General features: G+C 42.9%; 17 protein-coding genes and 1 riboswitch. Of the genes, 13 read left to right on the top strand and 4 right to left on the bottom strand.

Annotated features, from left to right (window positions below):
- The first annotated feature begins 1 nt into the window (after position 1).
- Together BM271_RS04020 and BM271_RS04015 are read left to right on the top strand one after the other, a co-directional pair.
- A complete protein-coding gene (locus BM271_RS04020; RefSeq protein ID WP_046790335.1) occupies positions 2–1,246 on the top strand; it encodes a peptidoglycan bridge formation glycyltransferase FemA/FemB family protein in 1,245 nt (414 codons plus the stop codon).
- Positions 1,247–1,405: 159 nt separating this feature from the next.
- Positions 1,406–1,696, top strand: coding sequence for a hypothetical protein (locus BM271_RS04015; RefSeq protein ID WP_046790334.1), 291 nt, complete (start codon positions 1,406–1,408; stop codon positions 1,694–1,696).
- 146 nt (positions 1,697–1,842) lie between these two features.
- On the opposite strand, the gene BM271_RS04010 is transcribed toward BM271_RS04015, so the two are convergent.
- A complete protein-coding gene (locus BM271_RS04010) occupies positions 1,843–3,411 on the bottom strand; it encodes a BCCT family transporter (protein ID WP_046790333.1) in 1,569 nt (522 codons plus the stop codon).
- Positions 3,412–3,863: 452 nt separating this feature from the next.
- On the opposite strand from BM271_RS04010, the gene BM271_RS04005 reads away from it, so the two are divergent.
- Complete coding sequence (locus tag BM271_RS04005) at positions 3,864–4,427, top strand: recombinase family protein (protein ID WP_046790332.1); 564 nt, start codon at positions 3,864–3,866, stop codon at positions 4,425–4,427.
- Positions 4,428–4,822: 395 nt separating this feature from the next.
- Here the strand turns inward: BM271_RS04005 and BM271_RS04000 are convergent, their stop codons facing one another.
- The gene (locus BM271_RS04000) at positions 4,823–5,167 is read right to left on the bottom strand and encodes a hypothetical protein (protein ID WP_046790331.1); all 345 of its coding nucleotides are present in this window, start codon (positions 5,165–5,167) and stop codon (positions 4,823–4,825) included.
- A 156-nt stretch (positions 5,168–5,323) separates the two neighbouring features.
- Between BM271_RS04000 and pepF the strand changes: the two genes are divergently transcribed.
- Positions 5,324–7,129, top strand: coding sequence for an oligoendopeptidase F (pepF, locus tag BM271_RS03995; protein WP_046790330.1), 1,806 nt, complete (start codon positions 5,324–5,326; stop codon positions 7,127–7,129).
- Between the two features lie 284 nt (positions 7,130–7,413).
- On the opposite strand, the gene BM271_RS03990 is transcribed toward pepF, so the two are convergent.
- Together BM271_RS03990 and BM271_RS03985 are read right to left on the bottom strand one after the other, a co-directional pair.
- Positions 7,414–8,283 (bottom strand): CvfB family protein, encoded by an 870-nt coding sequence (locus BM271_RS03990; protein ID WP_046790329.1) that lies wholly within the window; start codon positions 8,281–8,283, stop codon positions 7,414–7,416.
- A gap of 11 nt (positions 8,284–8,294) precedes the next feature.
- Positions 8,295–9,020: an NAD-dependent protein deacylase gene (locus BM271_RS03985; protein WP_046790328.1), complete on the bottom strand. Its 726-nt coding sequence runs from the start codon at positions 9,018–9,020 to the stop codon at positions 8,295–8,297.
- A gap of 84 nt (positions 9,021–9,104) precedes the next feature.
- On the opposite strand from BM271_RS03985, the gene BM271_RS03980 reads away from it, so the two are divergent.
- The 9 genes from BM271_RS03980 to lysA all read left to right on the top strand — a co-directional run bounded on the left by BM271_RS03980 (position 9,105) and on the right by lysA (position 19,074).
- On the top strand, positions 9,105–10,709 hold the full coding sequence (locus BM271_RS03980) for an ABC-F family ATP-binding cassette domain-containing protein (protein ID WP_046790327.1): 1,605 nt from the start codon (positions 9,105–9,107) through the stop codon (positions 10,707–10,709).
- A gap of 86 nt (positions 10,710–10,795) precedes the next feature.
- Positions 10,796–10,972: riboswitch (Lysine riboswitch) on the top strand.
- 79 nt (positions 10,973–11,051) lie between these two features.
- Positions 11,052–12,254 (top strand): aspartate kinase, encoded by a 1,203-nt coding sequence (locus BM271_RS03975; RefSeq protein WP_046790326.1) that lies wholly within the window; start codon positions 11,052–11,054, stop codon positions 12,252–12,254.
- An 18-nt stretch (positions 12,255–12,272) separates the two neighbouring features.
- Positions 12,273–13,253, top strand: coding sequence for an aspartate-semialdehyde dehydrogenase (locus tag BM271_RS03970; protein WP_046790325.1), 981 nt, complete (start codon positions 12,273–12,275; stop codon positions 13,251–13,253).
- Positions 13,254–13,259: 6 nt separating this feature from the next.
- Entirely contained in the window at positions 13,260–14,153 is an 894-nt protein-coding gene (gene dapA / locus BM271_RS03965; protein ID WP_046790324.1) for a 4-hydroxy-tetrahydrodipicolinate synthase, read from the top strand.
- Positions 14,150–14,881, top strand: coding sequence for a 4-hydroxy-tetrahydrodipicolinate reductase (dapB, locus tag BM271_RS03960; RefSeq protein ID WP_046790323.1), 732 nt, complete (start codon positions 14,150–14,152; stop codon positions 14,879–14,881). Before dapA ends, dapB begins: the two co-directional genes overlap by 4 nt.
- Before the next feature lie 4 nt (positions 14,882–14,885).
- On the top strand, positions 14,886–15,602 hold the full coding sequence (gene dapD, locus BM271_RS03955) for a 2,3,4,5-tetrahydropyridine-2,6-dicarboxylate N-acetyltransferase (RefSeq protein WP_046790322.1): 717 nt from the start codon (positions 14,886–14,888) through the stop codon (positions 15,600–15,602).
- Positions 15,595–16,731, top strand: coding sequence for a M20 metallopeptidase family protein (locus BM271_RS03950; protein ID WP_046790321.1), 1,137 nt, complete (start codon positions 15,595–15,597; stop codon positions 16,729–16,731). Before dapD ends, BM271_RS03950 begins: the two co-directional genes overlap by 8 nt.
- A 14-nt stretch (positions 16,732–16,745) precedes the next feature.
- Entirely contained in the window at positions 16,746–17,834 is a 1,089-nt protein-coding gene (locus BM271_RS03945) for an alanine racemase (protein WP_046790320.1), read from the top strand.
- Complete coding sequence (lysA, locus tag BM271_RS03940; protein ID WP_046790319.1) at positions 17,812–19,074, top strand: diaminopimelate decarboxylase; 1,263 nt, start codon at positions 17,812–17,814, stop codon at positions 19,072–19,074. Before BM271_RS03945 ends, lysA begins: the two co-directional genes overlap by 23 nt.
- Positions 19,075–19,095: the final 21 nt, after the last annotated feature.

The raw sequence follows: 19,095 nt of genomic DNA, 5'->3' as shown, positions 1-19,095 counted from the left end.
CATGCGTACATCACCAATCCAGGAGAGTACTTTCAAAACATTCATGGAAAGCTATGATGGTTACTCCCATTACCTGCATGATACTCTTTATTATGATTATATATCCAAAATCCAGGAAGTTCATCTTCTCGGACTTTATGAGGATGATGTGCTGATCGGTGTCTCCATGTTGAGTGCGACACCAGTGCTCAAGAGATACAGATTATTCACATCACATACGGGACCACTCATAAAAGGCTTCAACAATGAACGTCTGGAATTCTTCCTCGGAGAAATAGATGCATATGTAAAGAAAAACCATGCACTCAAGCTCATACACTCCCCGTACCATATATACCAAGTGAGGAACGGCGAAGGGGAAGTCCTGCACAGTGAAAAGAACAATCCCGGAATAGTCGATATCTATACCAGACTGGGGTACACACATCAGGGGTTCACAAAACAGCTTGTCACTGAAGAACTGCTCAGACATCAGGCAATTTTGGATATAACGAAGAGTGAAGATGAACTGGTCAAGAACATGGATTCAAAAACACGGTATAACACCCGGGCAGTCGAACAGATGGATCTGAAACTCAGGTATCTGGACGAAGATGAGTATGATAAGTTCATAGATATATATAAAGATACGGAAGAGCGCATCGGTTTTGATCCGGTGAGCAGCCAGAAGATTAAAAACCTTCTCAAAACACTGAAGGACAAAACATACCTCACTCTTAGCTATATTGAAATAGATGTATACCTCGAACGGCTCAATAAGGAGCTCGGATCCCTTGAAGCCGACAAGATCGGAATGGAAGAAAAACTTGAAAGCGGTCAGGGAACGAAACGGATGAAAGGGCGGCTGAACGAAACAAAAGATCTGGTGGCGAATAAACGAAAAAGAATCGCCAAAATAGAAGAAGTACAGAAAGAGTACGGCAATACAATAGAATTATCCGCTGCAATGTACTACTACAACAATCATGAGATGGTGTATCTGTTCAGCGGCAGCTATCCTGAGCATTCAATGTTCATGGGCACCAATTTCACAACGTGGGAAATGATCAGGAAGGCAAAAGAGATGGGACTGCCAAGATTCAATTTCTTCGGACTCACGGGTGATTTCACCGAAGACTCCAAAGATTACGGTGTATATAAGTTCAAGAAGGGCTACAATACGTTTATCGAAGAACTCCCGGGAACATTTTACAAGGTGTTCAATAAGCCGGTACACAAAATAGCGGAAAAAATGAATAAGATATAAAATTGAATCGTATATGATATTTTAGAAAACAGTTCTGGGACGGATGACAGAACTGTTTTCTTCAGTTAATAATATGATAGTATCTGGATATTAAAAATAAAGCGATAAATTTCCATATGATCGTCAGATACATAAACATTAATGAAGGGGACAGATACAATGGGATACACACTCCTGAGTGTAGGTTTGGTAATGGCATTTATAATATTGGCTTTATACCTTAAGGTAAATGATTTGGAAAAACGCATAAAGACTATGAAGCGTACTTTAGACCAATTGGCTAAACAATCGGATATGCCTGAAAACCCAATAAATAATGAGTTGCGCAAACTTATTAAAGAGGGTAAAGATATAAAAGCGATTAAAAAGGCAAGAGAAGCTTTGGGGCTTTCATTGCTCGAAGGAAAAGAATATATTGATGAGTTAAAGAATAACCCGACAGGAAATTGAATAATAATATAGACAGTTCAAAAAAGATAGATATTAATTAAAGAAAAGCCCGAATATTGTACAGTTAATACAACCGTCCAATATTCGGGCTTTATTCATAATATTATCATTTATAAAATAAATGATAATACGACTCCGATTTTATGTCATTCGGAGTCAGAAAGTGTTTTATTAGTATGCTCTGGAGTAGATTTAAATTGTTCATTTGCCAGATCTCTGCAGACTTTGGGTGCAGTCCAGAATGTCGTCACCATCAAAAGTGCGACTGGTACTGCAGTCACGACGATAAAGGATTGCAATGAACTGATACTATCTTCACCAATAGTCAGCAGTAATATTGCCACCGCCCCCATTAGCAGCGCCCAAAAGACACGCATGATTCCAGATGGGTTGCCACCACCAGTGATAGCCATCGAAATGGCCAGAGCCATCGAATCAGTCGTAGTCAGTACAAATACAACAGTAGCGATCATGAATAGTAAACCGAGGATGAAGCCCAGCGGCAATTGTTCTGTAGTGGCGATCATTGCTGCAGGCGGGCCATTGCTGTCAAGCGCAGAAGAGATAACTCCCGGGTTGGCAATCTCTTGGAAGATGCCTGTTCCGCCGATTACAGTAAACCAGAAAGTGGTTACAACGGGTGAAATAATTGCTACGGCAATGACAAGTTCGCGTATAGTACGTCCTCTTGATATACGTGCGACGAGAATGCCCATCATCGGTGCGTATCCGAGGAACCATGCAAAGAAAAATACCGTCCAGGCACTTAACCAGACATCATCGCTTCGGAACGTGCTCATAGTGAAGAAATTTTGGATATACACACCAAATGATTCGATGTAATTGTCGAATATGAAAAGCGCCGGCCCGACAATCAATATGGCTGTTACCAGAAAGACCGAGAGGATGACATTGTAGGTGCTTAATATCTGAATTCCTTTGTATACACCTGTCAATGCTGATATGGCAGCTATGATTACAACAACCGTAATGATAATCGCCTGTACTAAAAATGTGTTTGGCAGGCCGAGTAGCTGATTGAAAGCATATGCCGCCTGTAGACCAAGAAAGCCGATTGGCCCGATGGTTCCCGCTGCTACAGCGATGATTGAAAATGAATCAATAAGCGTACCGAGTACACTTTTTTGTGAAATTCTATCACCAAGGAGGGGATAAAGCAGTGATCTCGGTTTCAATGGAGCATTTCTATGATAGTGAGCGTACATTAAAACGATGGTGCCAAGTGTTCCGAGTACAGCCCAGGCAAGGAATCCCCAATCTACAAAACTTGATGCGAGTGCCGGAACCACAGCCTCAGATGTGCCGCCTGAGATTCCTTCAAAGTAGGGCGGAACTTCCATAAAATGACTGAGTGGTTCGGCAGCAGCCCAGAATACACCGCCGCCTGCTAGTAAAGTACACATGATGACGGAAATCCATCTGAAATTACCTATTTCGGGACGGTCCATTTTACCAAGCCGAATTTTGCCGTATTTAGAAAATGCCAAAACTAAGGCCATTATGAAGGTCACCAGCATGATAATCTGATAGACACCGCCGAAATAGGTTGCAGAGAGAGTGAAAAGTTGATTGACAAGACGTGTCACCAAGTCCTGATTGAGTATGCCGGCTATTACAAATAACAGCAGTGTGCCACCGCTGATGATAAACACAGACCAGTCGATAGAATTATTCTTTTCCTTTGGATGATTCAAGTTATCTCTTCTTTCTCTAAGTATATAGTTGCTATTTGAAAAAGGCAGGGATGTATATGATGATAAAAGAGATACTATTGAAGTTACTGAAGTTTTCTTACTACTATATATCACTTTAAAATGTCTGCTTGAAATACACAGTATATCAATTACATAATCCATTTCAAAAAACAAACCAGTTTCCAAGATTAAAGTGCGTGAAGTACCAAGTCAAGAATAAAAATGAAAAATATTAATTCTGATAATTCTTCATATCTATAACTGGAAAGATATAACGCTGAAAGACAAGAATTTATGAGTCTATTTAACGAGGGTTTTACATACAAAAACAATAAGTTAACAAATATTGAATAAATTACATAAAATGTTGTGTTTTTTGTTGTCTTTTATTCACAGTCGGTTTATAATGAACTTATAACCTTTTAAATACATTATATGGAAGTGATGGAAAAATGAGTAAAATAGGCTATGCAAGAGTAAGTACAAGACATCAGAACCTGACAAGCCAGCTGGATATGCTGAAAGAAGCAGGATGCATCAAAATTTTCTCAGAAAAGGTGAGTGGGAAGAAGACGGACAGAACAGAACTTGAGAATTGCCTGGAATACATGAGAGATGGTGACACACTGGTCATTACAAAGCTGGATCGGCTAGGAAGAACGACAAAACAGCTGATAGAATTATCTACAGAGCTAGAAAAACGCGGAATGGATTTGGAAATCATTAATATGAACGTCACAACGAAAGATCCGATGGGAAAGATGTTTTTTACGATGATGTCGGCATTCGCAGAACTTGAAGCGAATCTGATGAGTGAACGGACAAAGAAAGGTCTGGAATCAGCAAGAGCACGCGGCAGAAACGGCGGAAGACCTGGAATCAGCGAAGATAAGAAAGCGATGATCAAATCATTGTATGAAACGCAGCAATATACAGGAAGTAAAATCGCGGAAATGGCGGACGTATCAAGGGCGACTGTATATAAAGTTGTAAATGAATCAAAAGAAATGGAATAAATATAACTGATGAAGCTGGTTTGGATAGATAATATCCGGACCAGCTATTTTTAATGATTTTGGGACTTATTGGAAGTGTCTATTATTTTTCATTATAAAGTTTACATAATATATATTATAGGAAGTTATATATATTAAAAAGAGAGGGGCCCTGCACTTACGCTCCCTGTGTCTTTTAACGGTATTTCAGCCTGTCTATAAACTCAAATTGATAATAGTATGTACTTATAGCTGACCCTTCGTCAATATATGATCCGTTCTCAGGGAATTTATCTGCCGATTCTGCGGAATTCAGTCCATGTTGCTTTTTGATGATTATGGCTCATACCATCATACTGTCTGAATACTCATCCGATTATGTCAATAAAAAAACAGCTGTCTGTTCAGCAGCTGTTCTATCTTTTTCTGTTACCACGTTTTACAAGCTTTTCATCCTCATTCGTTTCATACGATGGATCATTCTGTTTAGAAAGCTCTTTCTTCTTTTTGCGGCCTCTTAAATAGAACCACATCAATATACTGACCAATAAAGACAAAATTCCAAGAAAAACCGCGTAACCGGCCAGCGATTCCCAGTTTGTGGTGTCTATGAAGTTCGGTATGACAAATGCAGCCAGCAGCATTACCGCCAAAGTCAATATGGGTATGATAAAGTATTTCTTTAATGCCAATGGCACCAATGCACTGAGTAATAGTACTGCCAAAACACTGATAACGTAGAAACTTACATCCTGAATCATATTTTTTCACCTCACTTGTATGTTCTATACTCGTTATTGTGATTATCGAAACATATTATTAACTGCTGTTATAATGTGATTATTTCAATTTTTTGAATTCTCATGTATAATTGAATCATTACTTCGATTTCCGAAATTTAAAGGAGTGTTATCTTAATGGAAGAACTTAAAACAAGAAGTCAGGTTGAAGAAAAGTATACTTGGGATCTGTCGGATCTTTTCGAGTCAGATGATGCATTCTACAGTGCTGTAGAAGCTTTCAAACCAAGTGTCCAGTCTTTCTCATCAAAATATGCAGGCAAATTGACGGATTCAGATACTTCTGCGGCGGCTCTCAAAGAGCTGAAAGCTCTTGTTGAAGACTTTATACCCATCGGAACATACGCCGGCCTGAGTCTATCTTCAGACCAGAGTGATGCAAATGCACAGAAATTAAGCACAGCATCTTCCAATGTCGCTACATATTTCGGCAGCGAAACGAGTTTTGTCAAAAGTGAACTTCTGGCACTGGATGAATCAGCATTGGAAGAAATCAAAACAAAACAGCCGGATCTGAATGTCTTCATCGATGATCTTTTAAGACAGAAACCATACCAGCTGGACCCAAAAGTTGAGAAGGTCCTTGCCTCCTACTCCGCCGTATTTGATGGACCATACGAACTTTACAACAAGACGAAGTTGCTTGATATTGATTTTGGCACCTTCGAAGCGAATGGTGTAGAGATCCCCCTCTCCTATCTGTCGTTTGAGGGAGATCTTGAAGGACATGAAAATACTGAAATGAGACGGAATGCATTCCGCGCATTCAGTGACAAGCTTCGTGAATATCAACATACAACTGCCGGCACTTATGATCTGCATCTGAAGAAGGAAAAAACGACTGCAGATTTAAGAGGTTTCGACTCTGTCATCGACTATCTGTTGCATGACCAGAAAGTCGATCAGGAACTGTACCACCGTCAGATCGATATGATAATGAGTGATCTATCTCCGCATATGAGACGGTATGCCAAACTGTTAAAACGTGTGCACGGCCTTGATACAATGAAATATGAAGACTTGAAAATGTCGTTGGACCCTGAATCAGAACCGGAAATAAGCATTGAAGATTCACGTAAATACATCAATGATGCGCTCGGTGTCATGGGTGACGATTACCTTGAAATGGTCAACCGTGCCTATGACGAGCGTTGGATCGATTTCGTCAAGAATAAAGGGAAATCCACAGGCGCATTCTGCTCCAGCCCTTATGGATCCCATCCCTTCATTCTGATTACTTGGACTTCGCTCATGACAGAAGTGTTTGTCCTTGCCCATGAACTCGGGCATGCCGGACACTTCTACAATGCCAACCGTGAACAAACTGTTTTTGACGCAAACAGCTCAATGTACTTCGTCGAAGCCCCAAGCACAATGAATGAAATGCTGATGGCCAATCATCTGCTTGAAAACTCCAATGATCCTAAATTCAAGCGTTGGGTGATCAGTTCCATCATTTCCAGAACGTACTATCATAATTGTGTGACGCACCTGCTGGAAGCCGCCTATCAGCGTGAAGTCTACAAAAAAGTGGATAACCATGAAAGTGTATCTGCAAATGATCTGAATCAGCTGAAACGTGAGGTCATAGAAGAATTCTGGGGTGAGGACATAGAAATTACAGAAGGCGCAGAACTCACATGGATGAGACAACCGCACTACTATATGGGACTTTATCCATATACGTACTCTGCAGGACTTACGATTGCGACTTCAATGAGCAAGCGTGTACTGAACGAAGGCCAGCCGGCAGTAGATGACTGGCTCAAAGTATTAAAGGCAGGCGGAACAAAGTCTCCGGTTGAACTTGCTCAGATGGCGGATGTTGATATTACAACAGAAAAGCCACTTCAGGAAACAATCGATTACATTGGTGAACTTGTAGACCAACTGGAAAAGCTGACCGATGAAATAGAAGAATAAGAAAACAAGCTGTAATGAATTGAATTCATTACAGCTTGTTTTTATCTTCACGCTTTTCCTTGAACAATTTACATATACCGGCCGATGCTATAATGAGCAGTGATAATGTTAATATCCAGTTGAAAATCTGGCTTTGAATACCTGAAAACAGGATCAGTATACTTAATGAGAATAATACTTAATGAGAATACGATGATGCTTAATGAGAATATGGTGATGTTCAGAAATTTCATTGGTATTTTATTTACAAAATCGATTGTTCGCACCTCGCATGTTCTAAGGAACTATTGTTCTTTTGCAATCGTTTCTGTCTTCGTCTGTTCTATTTTACCTTCTTTCATCAAACGGCCGAGTGCACGTTTGAATGATCCTTTTGACATGTTGAATGCTTCTTTGATATCTTCCGGATCGCTTTTATCATTCAGCGGCATAGAACCGCCGTTTTTCGTGATATATTCCAAAATTCTCTCACTGTCTGCATCCATTTTCTTGTATGCCTGTTTGAGGAAGGAACCATTGATTTCCCCCTGATCATTGATGCCGATGACTCTGAATTTCTTCAGTTCACCCATACGGGGTTCTTCTTCGCGTTCTGATTCATGTACGAATACTTTCTTGCCATCTTCTGTAAGGAGGAATGTACCTACTTTCAGAAGCCTGTACGGACGGCCTTCCATCCACTTGTTTTTCAGTTCTGCAAAATCTTCTTTCTTAAGCGGAGTAAAACGTTCTGCGACTTCATTTTCTGTGACCAGTCTTCCATATAACTGATTATCGCTTTCTGCCCTCAGTTTAAGGTAGATCTTATCCCCCTCTTTCGGCCAGACAGTTTTCAGTTTGGGAAGATCGACCCATGGCACGAGTATTTCCCGTGGTGCGCCGATATCGATGTAAGCTCCATCCCTATTAACTTCGGACACTGTGGCAAAACCGTATTTATCGATGCCGACCGGCGGCACGATGGGTGCGGCGAAAAGCTCTCCGCTGCGGTTCGGATAGATGAAAGCACTGACTTCTTCACCGATTTCATATTCTTCTTCCGATGTTGAGGCATTCATGCGGATGTACGAATCCCCTTCTGTCTTCAGATGATAGGTCGATCCTTCTTTTTTTATCACTTCTAAAAATTGTACTGTACCTGAAATATTTTCCATTTGATTTCTCCTTATTGTTGGATGGTTTCTATGATTTCTGTCATGTCCCTGTTAAATACGAGCGTTGCATCCCGATCGAACGGTGTCGGGTCTTTATTAATAATAATGAAATGTTCTCCATTGAAATAGTCTGTCATGGCGGCTGCCGGATTGACTACAAGTGACGAGCCAAGAACGACAAGTACATCTGCATTTGATATTTTATCAATCGCAGAAAATATGGTCTGTTCATCCAGCATTTCACCGTAAAGTACAATGTCCGGTCTCAGTACACCGCCGCAGCTGCAATGTTTGAGGTCGTTTTTCATTACCGTTTCTTTAGTGAACTGCCGCCTGCAGAGTGTGCAGTAGAATCGGTTCAAAGTGCCGTGCAGCTCGTCCACATTGTTACTGCCTGCATCAGAATGGAGTCCGTCGATGTTCTGTGTGATGACACCGGAGGATCGTCCTTCATGTTCCATCGAAGCTATATATTCGTGCACGATATTCGGTGCTTTGTCTGCCAGCAAAAGCCGTTTTCTATAAAAATCTATAAAGCTTTCGGGATTGTCATTCAAGTGATCGGCACTGAGCAGGTACTCGGGTGAATGGCCCTCTTTTGAAATTTCATCGAACAGCCCGCCCATGCTCCTGAAGTCAGGGATGCCACTTTTTACAGATACACCGGCACCTGTAAAGAACACGATGCGGCGACCATCTCCCATTATGTCCTTAAATCGTCGCAAATCAGTATCCATAGGTAACAAGCCTCCTCGAATTATATTTCAATGGTACCATAAATGTGGTATCATCGCTTAAGAATATATTAAAGGAGAATGCCTATGCTACAGGTTACTGATGTGAGTCTCAGATTTGGTGACCGCAAGTTGTTTGAAGATGTAAATATTAAATTCACTCCGGGGAATTGCTATGGTCTGATAGGTGCCAATGGTGCCGGGAAATCGACTTTCCTTAAAATTTTATCCGGAGAAATGGATGCTCAGACAGGAAATGTCAGCATGGGGAAAGACGAGCGTCTTGCTGTACTGAAACAGGATCATTTTGGTTATGAAGACCAGCGTGTACTCGATGTTGTGCTGATGGGCTACACAAAGCTCTGGGAAATCATGAAAGAGAAGAATGAAATCTATATGAAACCTGATTTTTCTGATGAAGACGGCATCCGTGCAGCAGAACTCGAAGGTGAATTCGGAGAAATGGGCGGATGGACTGCAGAAGCGGATGCTGAAGGTCTGCTCCACGGCCTGGGCATCGGTCCGGAACTCATTGATAAAAATATGTCTGAACTAGAAAATAACCAGAAGGTTAAAGTCCTGCTTGCACAGAGCCTGTTCGGCAACCCTGATGTTCTCCTGCTGGATGAGCCTACCAACGGCCTTGATATTGAAGCAATCCAATGGCTGGAAGATTTCCTCATCGATTTTGACAATACTGTCATTGTAGTATCCCACGACAGACACTTCCTGAATAATGTATGTACACATATTGCTGACCTTGACTTTGGAAAAATCCAGCTTTACGTCGGCAACTATGATTTTTGGTACCAGTCCAGCCAGCTGGCGCAATCCATGGCTCAGGAACAGAACAAAAAGAAGGAAGAAAAAATCAAGGAACTTAAAGATTTTGTCGCACGTTTCAGCGCCAACGCCTCGAAATCCAAACAGGCAACGAGCCGTAAGAAGATGCTCGATAAAATCGAACTCGATGATATCAAACCTTCATCCAGGAAATACCCATTCGTCAAGTTCACGCCCGAGCGTGAAATCGGTAATGATCTGCTCTATGTCAAAGGGCTTACACACACAATCGATGGAGAAAAAGTGCTGGACAATGTGAGCTTCACACTGGACCCTTATGATAAAACAGTGCTGATCGGCAACAGTGAAACTGCCCGCACTACTCTCCTCCGCATCCTTGCCGGTGAAATCACTCCGGATGAAGGCGAAGTGAGATGGGGTGTCACGACATCACAGAGTTATATGCCAAAAGATAACTCCAGATTTTTCGAAGGCGTCAATACCGACCTTGTCGACTGGCTGCGTCAATATGCGCCGCCTGAAGAGCAGACGGAAACATTCCTCAGAGGATTCCTGGGAAGAATGCTGTTCAGCGGTGAGGAAGCAAAGAAAAAGGCAAGCGTCCTTTCAGGTGGAGAAAAAATGCGTGCAATGCTTTCCCGTATGATGCTCTCACAGGCGAATGTCATCATGCTTGATGAGCCGACGAACCACCTTGATCTTGAGAGTATCACAGCAGTCAACGATGGACTTAAGAATTTCAAGGGCTCCATCATCTTCACTTCCTATGATTTTGAATTCATCAACACGATTGCCAATAAAGTACTCGAATTGAAAGATTCCGGTGCAACTGTCAAAGAGTCCACCTATGAAGAGTACCTGCGGGATAAAGGACTTATAAGAAACTAAGTTTTTAGACTTTTATATAAAATTTCAACAAATGAGGTTTACAGAACCATTTGTTGAATGTATAATGACATTTATAATTAAATAGCGAATATGGATGAGGCGCATCAATCATGAGTAGCCGCTTGTAACAGTCTGCGAACTGGAGCGTGTGAAAGGGTGCGATGCCGAAATAGTTTTCTGTTGCAGCAGGACTCTGTTGGATCTGGTGGTTAAGAGCTACGGGTTTGTCATTATTTTTTGAATAATGGAGTGCATCACTTGTAGATAAATTTAGAACAAGTCTGGCATTCCGCCAGGCTTGTTTTTTTATTAAGTGAGTGCCTTCTATCCACAGGAGGACATATGGAAAACAGCGTTTTAAAATTCGGCGGTACTTCAGTCGGAGATTTTGAAAAGATTAAAGAAATTGCAGAGTCCTTGAAGGACAGGACGATTTTAGGCGAGAAGCTGATTGTTGTCGTCAGCGCCATGGGAGGGACAACGGATGCCCTTCTTTCAAATGTAAGCCGTCTCTCCCCCGCCCCGAAGGATGATCATATTGCTCTCCTTGTTACAACAGGAGAGCAGCAGACGATTTCCTATCTTTCGATAGTATTGGAGGATCTCGGGGTAAGAACAAAGGCGATGACGGGTTTCCAGGCAGGTATCAAAACATTTGGCGGACACATGAAAAGCAGGATTGCCGACATCGACAAAGCCTGTCTCCTGGATGCACTCGAAGAAAATGATATTTTAGTCGTTGCAGGCTTTCAGGGTGTGAACGATCAGAATGAAATCACAACACTCGGACGCGGCGGCTCGGATACCACTGCAGTTGCAATTGCAGCAAGCTGTGATATGCCATGCGAAATCTATACGGATGTAGATGGCATCTATGCAACCGATCCGCGGGTCTATAAGGACGCAAAACGGATCTACGGCATTTCCTATGATGAGATGATGGAAATGAGCGCATTGGGTGCCGGGGTCATAGAAACACGGAGCATAGAGATTGCCAAAAATCATTCCATCCCCATCTATCTCGGCAAAACATTATCCGATGAGAAAGGAACATGGATTATGCAGGAAACAGAAGTTCTTGAAAGAAAAGCAGTGACAGGTGCCGCTTTGGATGAAGATATCATCCTTGCAACAATCTTTGAACCCCATGTGGATTCAACACTGATTTTTGACCTGTTCAAAAGATTTGAAGAAGAAGCAATCAACGTGGATATGATTTCACAGGTTGCAGGCAATGAAGGATTCCAGCTGTCTTTTACGATAAAGGGTACTGAGGCAGGGAAACTGGATCAGATATTTGCCGAAATACAGATGACTCATTCCGACATGTTCCTGACACGGGAAAAGGACTTTGCCAAAGTTTCAATCATCGGTTCTGGTATGAGGGATATGTCGGGTGTCGCATCCAAAGCGTTCATGGCGCTTAATGGATCAGGAATAAAGTTCTATCAGACAACGACTTCAGAAATCAGCATTTCATATGTTGTTGATAAAATTCACGGTAAACATGCGGTGGAATCACTTGCTGCTGCATTTGACCTATAAATCAGGAGGAGAATGTTAATGGTAAAAGTAGCAATCGTAGGCGCAACAGGCGTTGTTGGAACTAAAATGATCGAGATGTTTGAACAATATGATATTCAGGCGGATGAAATCACGCTGCTCTCTTCAGCACGTTCTGCAGGAAAGAAGCTGCAGGTGATGGGCAAAGAACATACAGTAGAGGAACTGACTGAAGAAACACCGAAACAGAAATTCGATTATGTGGTGATGAGTGCCGGCGGTTCCACAAGCAAACAGTTCGCACCTTTATTTGAAGAGAATGGTTCAATCGTCATCGATAACTCCAGTCAGTGGAGGATGCATGAAGGTATCGATCTGGTCGTTCCTGAAATCAATGAACCGAAACTGGATAGAAAAATCATCGCCAATCCGAACTGTTCAACAATACAGTCAGTAGTAGCACTGAAACCGCTCGCTGATGAATTTGGACTGAAACGTGTGAATTACACAACCTATCAGGCAGTGTCCGGTTCCGGCTCAGGCGGCCTCAGAGATCTCGAGGAAGGTGCCAGAGGGAACGCACCGACAACCTACCCTCACCCAATCCATGATAATGTTCTGCCTCACATCGATGTATTCCTTGAAAACGGCTATACAAAGGAAGAACAGAAGATGATAGATGAAACACAGAAGATCCTGGACCTTCCAGAACTGCCGGTGTCCGCAACATGTGTCAGAGTACCAGTATCGAATTCACACAGTGTGCAGATCAATGTAACTCTGGAAAAGGATGCGACTGAGGAAGAAGTGCGGAATGCATTTAAAAATATCCCTCATATCAAGCTGGTCGATGACCCTGAAAATAACGAATATCCTACTCCTCTTGAAGCAACAGGAAAACCTGAAGTTTTCGTAGGACGCATCAGGAAAGACAATTCAATGGAAAATACTTTCCATGTATGGTGCGCGGCAGATAACATATTAAAAGGTGCAGCACAGAACTCAGTTCAAATTCTCAAAAAAATGATGGAAAGGGAGTAATTCATTATGAATACTACAATTTTCGAAGGTATTGGAGTTGCAATGACCACGCCGTTCAGAAATGATGTAATTGATTATGAAGCATTCAGAAACCATATTGAGTATTTGATCGATAATAATGCACAGTCACTCATCATCAATGGAACAACAGGCGAATCCCCTACTTTAAGACCGGAAGAAATGCGTGAAATGCTGCGTGTCGGCGTTGAAACGGTAAACGGGCGTATCCCTGTGATCGCAGGTACAGGGACGAATTCGACAAGTGCTTCCATAGAATTATCAAAATATGCTGAAGGTGTAGGTGCGGATGCACTTATGCTCATCACCCCCTACTACAACAAAAGTAATCAGCGTGGTCTTGTGCGACACTTCACTGCCATTGCTGACAGCACAGGTCTGCCGGCAGTCCTTTACAATGTGCCGGGAAGAACAGGTATGACAATCGAACCCGGGACAGTACGGGAACTGAGCGGGCATAAAAATATCGTCGCACTTAAAGATGCTGTAGGCGATCTTGGATATACAGAAGAAGTACTCAAACTTACAGACGGCCAGAACTTCGTCCTCTACAGCGGCAATGATGACAACATGCATGATTTCGTCAAACTGGGCGGCAAAGGGCTGATTTCAGTAGTTGGAAATATCATACCCGGTGAATTGCAGGATGTGTATGAAAGGATCCAGAATAATGATCCGTCCGCACAGGATAAATTCAACCGTGTGCTGCCGATGATCGAAGCGGTCCAAGTGGATGTAAATCCGATTCCGGTCAAAGCGATGACCAGTGCGCTTGGTTTTGGAAACAATGAACTGAGACTGCCTCTGATTCCGCTTGAAGATGAAACGCTCGAAGATGTTCTGAACACCTTCAGGCAGTTCAGGGAGGGTTCCCTCGTATGAGGATACTTCTGATAGGTTATGGCACGATGAATAAAATTACAGCAAGACTTGCTGAAGAAGAGGGGCATGAAATAGCAGGTGTCATTCTAAGGGATGATACCGGAGATCTCCCCTACCCTGCATTCCGGTCGATTGATGCAGCTGATGCCGATGTGGCGATTGATTTCTCACATCCGGAGCTCATCCTGCCGCTGCTTGAAAATGAAGTGAAGACACCACTCGTCATTGCCACAACAGGCGAAAAGGAAACGATTATTGAAAAGCTTGAAGAGAAGAGTGCAGATATACCGGTGTTCTTCAGTGCAAATATGAGCTACGGCGTCCATGTCCTAAATGAAGTGCTGAAAAAGGCATTATCCATGCTGGATGATTTCGACCTTGAGATGATTGAGCGCCACCACAACAAAAAAGTGGACGCACCGAGCGGCACTCTCGTGAAACTTCTGGATACTGCACTCGATCACAGAGAGGACAGCTATCCGGTATATGACAGGTCCAATCTTCATGAAAAGAGAAAACCTGAAGAAATCGGTGTGAGTGCAATCAGGGGTGGATCCATTGTCGGGACGCATGATGTAATTTTTGCAAAAGACGACGAAGTGATTGAAATCAGACACCAGGCCCAGTCCAAGGAGATTTTTGCGAATGGTGCATTGAAAGCGGCAAATGAACTTGTAAAACGTCAAACAGGATTTTATGATTATAACAACTTATTCGAGGAGAGATAAAACAATGGAAAATTTTACAGCAGAAGAAATCATTCAATATATTAGTAATGCACACAAGGTGACGCCGGTTAAAGTATACGTCAACGGTAATTTTGAAGGTGTTACTTTCCCGGATGCTCTGAAAGTATTCGGCAGTGACAACTCCAAAACGATTTTCGGAGACTATGCCGACTGGAAAGTTTTCCAGGATCAGAACGAAGACATCATTGAAGATATAGAGATTGAGATGGACAGAAGAAACTCGGCAATTCCATTAAAAGATCTTTCCGCGACAAATGCCCGTATTGAGCCGGGGGCGTTTATTCGTGAAAATGCAGTGATTGAAGACGGTGCGGTAGTAATGATGGGTGCGACAATCAACATCGGTGCAATCGTCGGTGAAGGTACAATGATTGATATGAATGCTTCCCTCGGCGGACGTGCAGTCACAGGCAAGAATGTCCATGTCGGGGCAGGCGCCGTCCTTGCAGGCGTCATTGAGCCGCCGAGTGCGTCCCCGGTAGTGATTGAAGATGATGTGCTGATCGGAGCAAATGCTGTTATTCTGGAAGGTGTCAGAGTCGGTGCGGGTGCCATCGTAGCTGCGGGAGCGATTGTTACTGACGATGTGCCCGAGGGTGCTGTAGTCGCAGGTACGCCGGCCAAAGTGATAAAACAATCATCAGACGTGGAGAGCTCCAAGCGTGAAATCGTATCAGCGCTGAGGAAATTAAATGACTGACCTGGATTTTGCGATGACTCACAGAAGGAAACTGCATCAGATACCTGAAACAAGCATGGAAGAAGTACAGACGACGGAATACATCGTCAGCTTCCTAGATGAACTGGATATTTCCTATGAACGCCCCCTGGATACAGGGGTCGTTGCATATCTGGACGGAAATTCAGACAGGACAATCGCATTCAGGGCGGATATTGATGCTCTCCCCATCCATGAGGAGAACAATATTGAATTCCGCAGCAGTACAGACAACAAAATGCATGCGTGCGGCCACGACGGACATACAACTGCATTGATGCTGTTCGCGAAGCGCTGTTTGTCACTCAGTGAAAGAAATCAGCTTGGTCATAATGTCGTGCTCATATTCCAGCCTTCCGAGGAAACGGCAGCGGGTGCCAATCAGCTGCTCAACGCCTGGGCACCAAAACAAGAAATTGAAGCTGTGTTCGGCGTACACCTCATGCCTGATGAAGATGAAGGCAGAGTTCTTTTAAGAGATGGGCCGATTACGGCAAGTGCCACTGAATACCGTTTTTATATAAATGGTGAGTCCAGTCACGTAGCATCCAAACATCAGGGTATTTCAGCAATTGAAGTGCTGATGCACCTTACAGCCCAAGTGGCCCAGCTCCAGCATTTCCATCTGGACGGACTCAACAGGAACATCATTCACATAGGCAATTTGAATGCGGGTGAGGCCATCAATACGGTTGCAAGCCGGGGATACCTTGAAGGAACAATCAGAACTTATGTACCTGAAGATTTGACAGAGATCAAATCACGCCTCGGATTACTGGCAGAAACTGCGAAAACACTTTTTGGTGCCGATGTACAGGTGACATTCAATGAAGGGTACCCGCCGGTGATAAATGATGAAGTACTGAGGAACACAGTGGATGATGCGTTGAATCAGCTGCAGCTGGATGTCATCGATAAAGACAAACCGTATCTATTCGGGGAGGACTTCAGTTTCTATCAAAAGCTCGCACCGTCGTATTTTGTATTCTTCGGCAGCAGAAATGCACAAAAAGGGTACACCAGCAGTCTGCATACTTCAACATTCAACTTTGATGAATCGGTGCTTGTAAGTGTTGCGGATTACTACGAGGCAATATTAAACAGTTTATAAAGGAAGTGCATCAAATGGGTGGAATACTTACAATCGACAGGAAACAATTTATAGAGACAGCAAAAAAATCTGCAGGTGGCAGGAATGTTATCGCAGTGGTTAAGAACAATGCCTATAACTATGGGCTTGAGTTCGCTGTCAAGGCATTTGGAGAAGCGGGTATCCACTCATTCGCCACTACTTCGTTGGATGAAGCCAAACGGATAAGAATGTATGCGCCGGACGCACTGATTTTTATAATGAATCCTGTCCGTAACTTTGAAGCGGTATACGAATATGATCTCCATGTCACGCTTCCCTCACCCGAATATTATTATGAACACCAGGAGGCTCTGAGTGGTGTCAATGTTCATCTGGAGTTTGCAGGTCTCTTCAATCGTTCAGGCTTCGAAGATGCATCAGCCATGATAGAAGTGCTGGAGCACCAAAAATCTCTGGATGCGGGAAAACGGATGAATATTAAAGGGATATGGACACATTTCGGCTACGCAGATGAGTTGGATATGGATGAATATGGAATTGAACGCGGAATGTGGCAGGAGTTGTTGAATATGCTGAATGAAGCGGGCCATACTTTTGAAATTATCCATGCTCAAAACAGTGCAAGCTTCGCACGTGACGGTCTTCTGGATGGTCATACGCATTTACGGCTCGGCATCAGCCTTTACGGTTCACGCCCCTACTCTATCCTGCCTGAAGCTGATTATATGCAAAGTCTCGAACTTAAAGCTGAAATTGTACAAATAAGAAACATAAAAGCAGATCAGAGATGCGGGTACGGCGGCTCCTATGAACCAGGACACGATTCCAGAATTGCCGTAGTGGATATCGGATACGGTGATGGTGTGTTAAGAAAAAGGGCTGCCTTCGATTGTCTGATCAACTCCAGACGCTATCCGATAAAATCCCTCATGATGAGTCACATGATTGTTGAAATTGATGATGATGTGTCCATCGGGGATGAAGTGATATTGTATAATGATGAAATGAGAATCGATGAATTTACTGCAAAAGGCGTGGGGGCAAACTCCGAACAATTAGGCGCTCTGAATTATCAATCGTTGAAAAAGGTGATTTTAAATGACTCTGGAATACATCAATAATGAACTGTCTGTAAATGGACATGGAATCAACAGTATTGTAAAAGAATATGGCACTCCCCTCTTTGTCTATGATGAAAATATGATAAGGAGCCAGTGCAGAAGATATCATCGTGTATTAAAAGAGGAAGAGTTGGACTATTCCATTTCGTACGCATCCAAAGCTTTTACATCTGTACAGATGGTGAAGCTGCTCCGTGAGGAGAATATGAAGCTTGATGTAGTTTCCCAGGGTGAACTCTATACAGCGCTCAAAGCAGGATTCGACGCAGCAGATATTCATTTTCACGGTAACAACAAAACTACAGAAGAAGTGGAATACGCGCTTGCTTCAGGGATTGGTCTGATCGTTGTAGATGCACTTGATGAAGTCGAATTGATCGATAGTATCGCAACAGAAAATATTGATGTGCTGCTCCGGATCAACCCTGGTGTGGATGTGGATACGCATGAATTCATTCAGACAGGGCAGGAAGACAGTAAGTTCGGTCTTTCCATACATAATGGCTCTGCTCTGGAAGCGGTCAATGCAATCAGGGAAAGCCGTCATTTGAACTTCAGGGGAATCCACTATCATCTCGGAAGCCAGCTCTCTGCTGAATCTCCATTCATCAATGCGCTGGAGGCAGTATACAAATGGCTGTCTGAGTATTCCATAGACATTGAAGTGCTGAACATGGGTGGCGGCTATGGTGTGAAATATATTGAAAGCGACACGCGCTTTCCCATCGAGGAAGCATTTAAAAACATCACGGAACGGCTTAGAAATTTATCAGAGACTCATAATATGCCACTGCCGCATGTGATGATAGAACCGGGCAGGTCCATCGCAGCGGAAGCGGGTACAACCATTTATGAAGTTGGAGTGATCAAGGAAATCCCGGGGCTTTCGAAATATGTGTCCATCAACGGCGGAATGAGTGATCATTTGAGAACACCGCTCTATGGTGCTGAGTATGCTGTAGTTCCTGTGAACAAAACAGGTGCTGAAAATATAGAAACACATGTTGTAGGGAAATTATGTGAATCAGGAGATATCATCGGCAGACAACTGAATGTGCCGTATAATCTAAAACGTGGTGATCTGCTCGCTGTTAAAACGACAGGTGCATACCACTATTCCATGGCCTCCAACTATAACCAGATGACAAAACCGGCAGTTGTCTTTGTGAATGATGAAAGTGTCAGAACAGTCATTAAAAGACAAAGCCTGGACCAACTCATAGAAAATGATGTCTTCTGATTGAAAAATAAACTGAAAAAG

The sequence above is a fragment of the Salinicoccus halodurans genome (assembly GCF_900114445.1).
Taxonomy (GTDB): domain Bacteria; phylum Bacillota; class Bacilli; order Staphylococcales; family Salinicoccaceae; genus Salinicoccus; species Salinicoccus halodurans.
This window is presented reverse-complemented; position numbering and strand designations above follow the sequence as displayed.

Coding starts and splice junctions, on each gene's coding strand:
- dapD (WP_046790322.1), top strand. CDS start 14,886: ATGGAAAATTTTACAGCAGAAGAAATCATTCAATATATTAGTAATGCA.
- dapB (WP_046790323.1), top strand. CDS start 14,150: ATGAGGATACTTCTGATAGGTTATGGCACGATGAATAAAATTACAGCA.
- BM271_RS04015 (WP_046790334.1), top strand. CDS start 1,406: ATGGGATACACACTCCTGAGTGTAGGTTTGGTAATGGCATTTATAATA.
- BM271_RS04000 (WP_046790331.1), bottom strand. CDS start 5,167: ATGATTCAGGATGTAAGTTTCTACGTTATCAGTGTTTTGGCAGTACTA.
- pepF (WP_046790330.1), top strand. CDS start 5,324: ATGGAAGAACTTAAAACAAGAAGTCAGGTTGAAGAAAAGTATACTTGG.
- BM271_RS03990 (WP_046790329.1), bottom strand. CDS start 8,283: ATGGAAAATATTTCAGGTACAGTACAATTTTTAGAAGTGATAAAAAAA.
- BM271_RS03980 (WP_046790327.1), top strand. CDS start 9,105: ATGCTACAGGTTACTGATGTGAGTCTCAGATTTGGTGACCGCAAGTTG.
- BM271_RS03975 (WP_046790326.1), top strand. CDS start 11,052: ATGGAAAACAGCGTTTTAAAATTCGGCGGTACTTCAGTCGGAGATTTT.
- BM271_RS04020 (WP_046790335.1), top strand. CDS start 2: ATGCGTACATCACCAATCCAGGAGAGTACTTTCAAAACATTCATGGAA.
- BM271_RS03970 (WP_046790325.1), top strand. CDS start 12,273: ATGGTAAAAGTAGCAATCGTAGGCGCAACAGGCGTTGTTGGAACTAAA.
- BM271_RS04005 (WP_046790332.1), top strand. CDS start 3,864: ATGAGTAAAATAGGCTATGCAAGAGTAAGTACAAGACATCAGAACCTG.
- BM271_RS03950 (WP_046790321.1), top strand. CDS start 15,595: ATGACTGACCTGGATTTTGCGATGACTCACAGAAGGAAACTGCATCAG.
- BM271_RS03985 (WP_046790328.1), bottom strand. CDS start 9,020: ATGGATACTGATTTGCGACGATTTAAGGACATAATGGGAGATGGTCGC.
- dapA (WP_046790324.1), top strand. CDS start 13,260: ATGAATACTACAATTTTCGAAGGTATTGGAGTTGCAATGACCACGCCG.
- BM271_RS03945 (WP_046790320.1), top strand. CDS start 16,746: ATGGGTGGAATACTTACAATCGACAGGAAACAATTTATAGAGACAGCA.
- lysA (WP_046790319.1), top strand. CDS start 17,812: ATGACTCTGGAATACATCAATAATGAACTGTCTGTAAATGGACATGGA.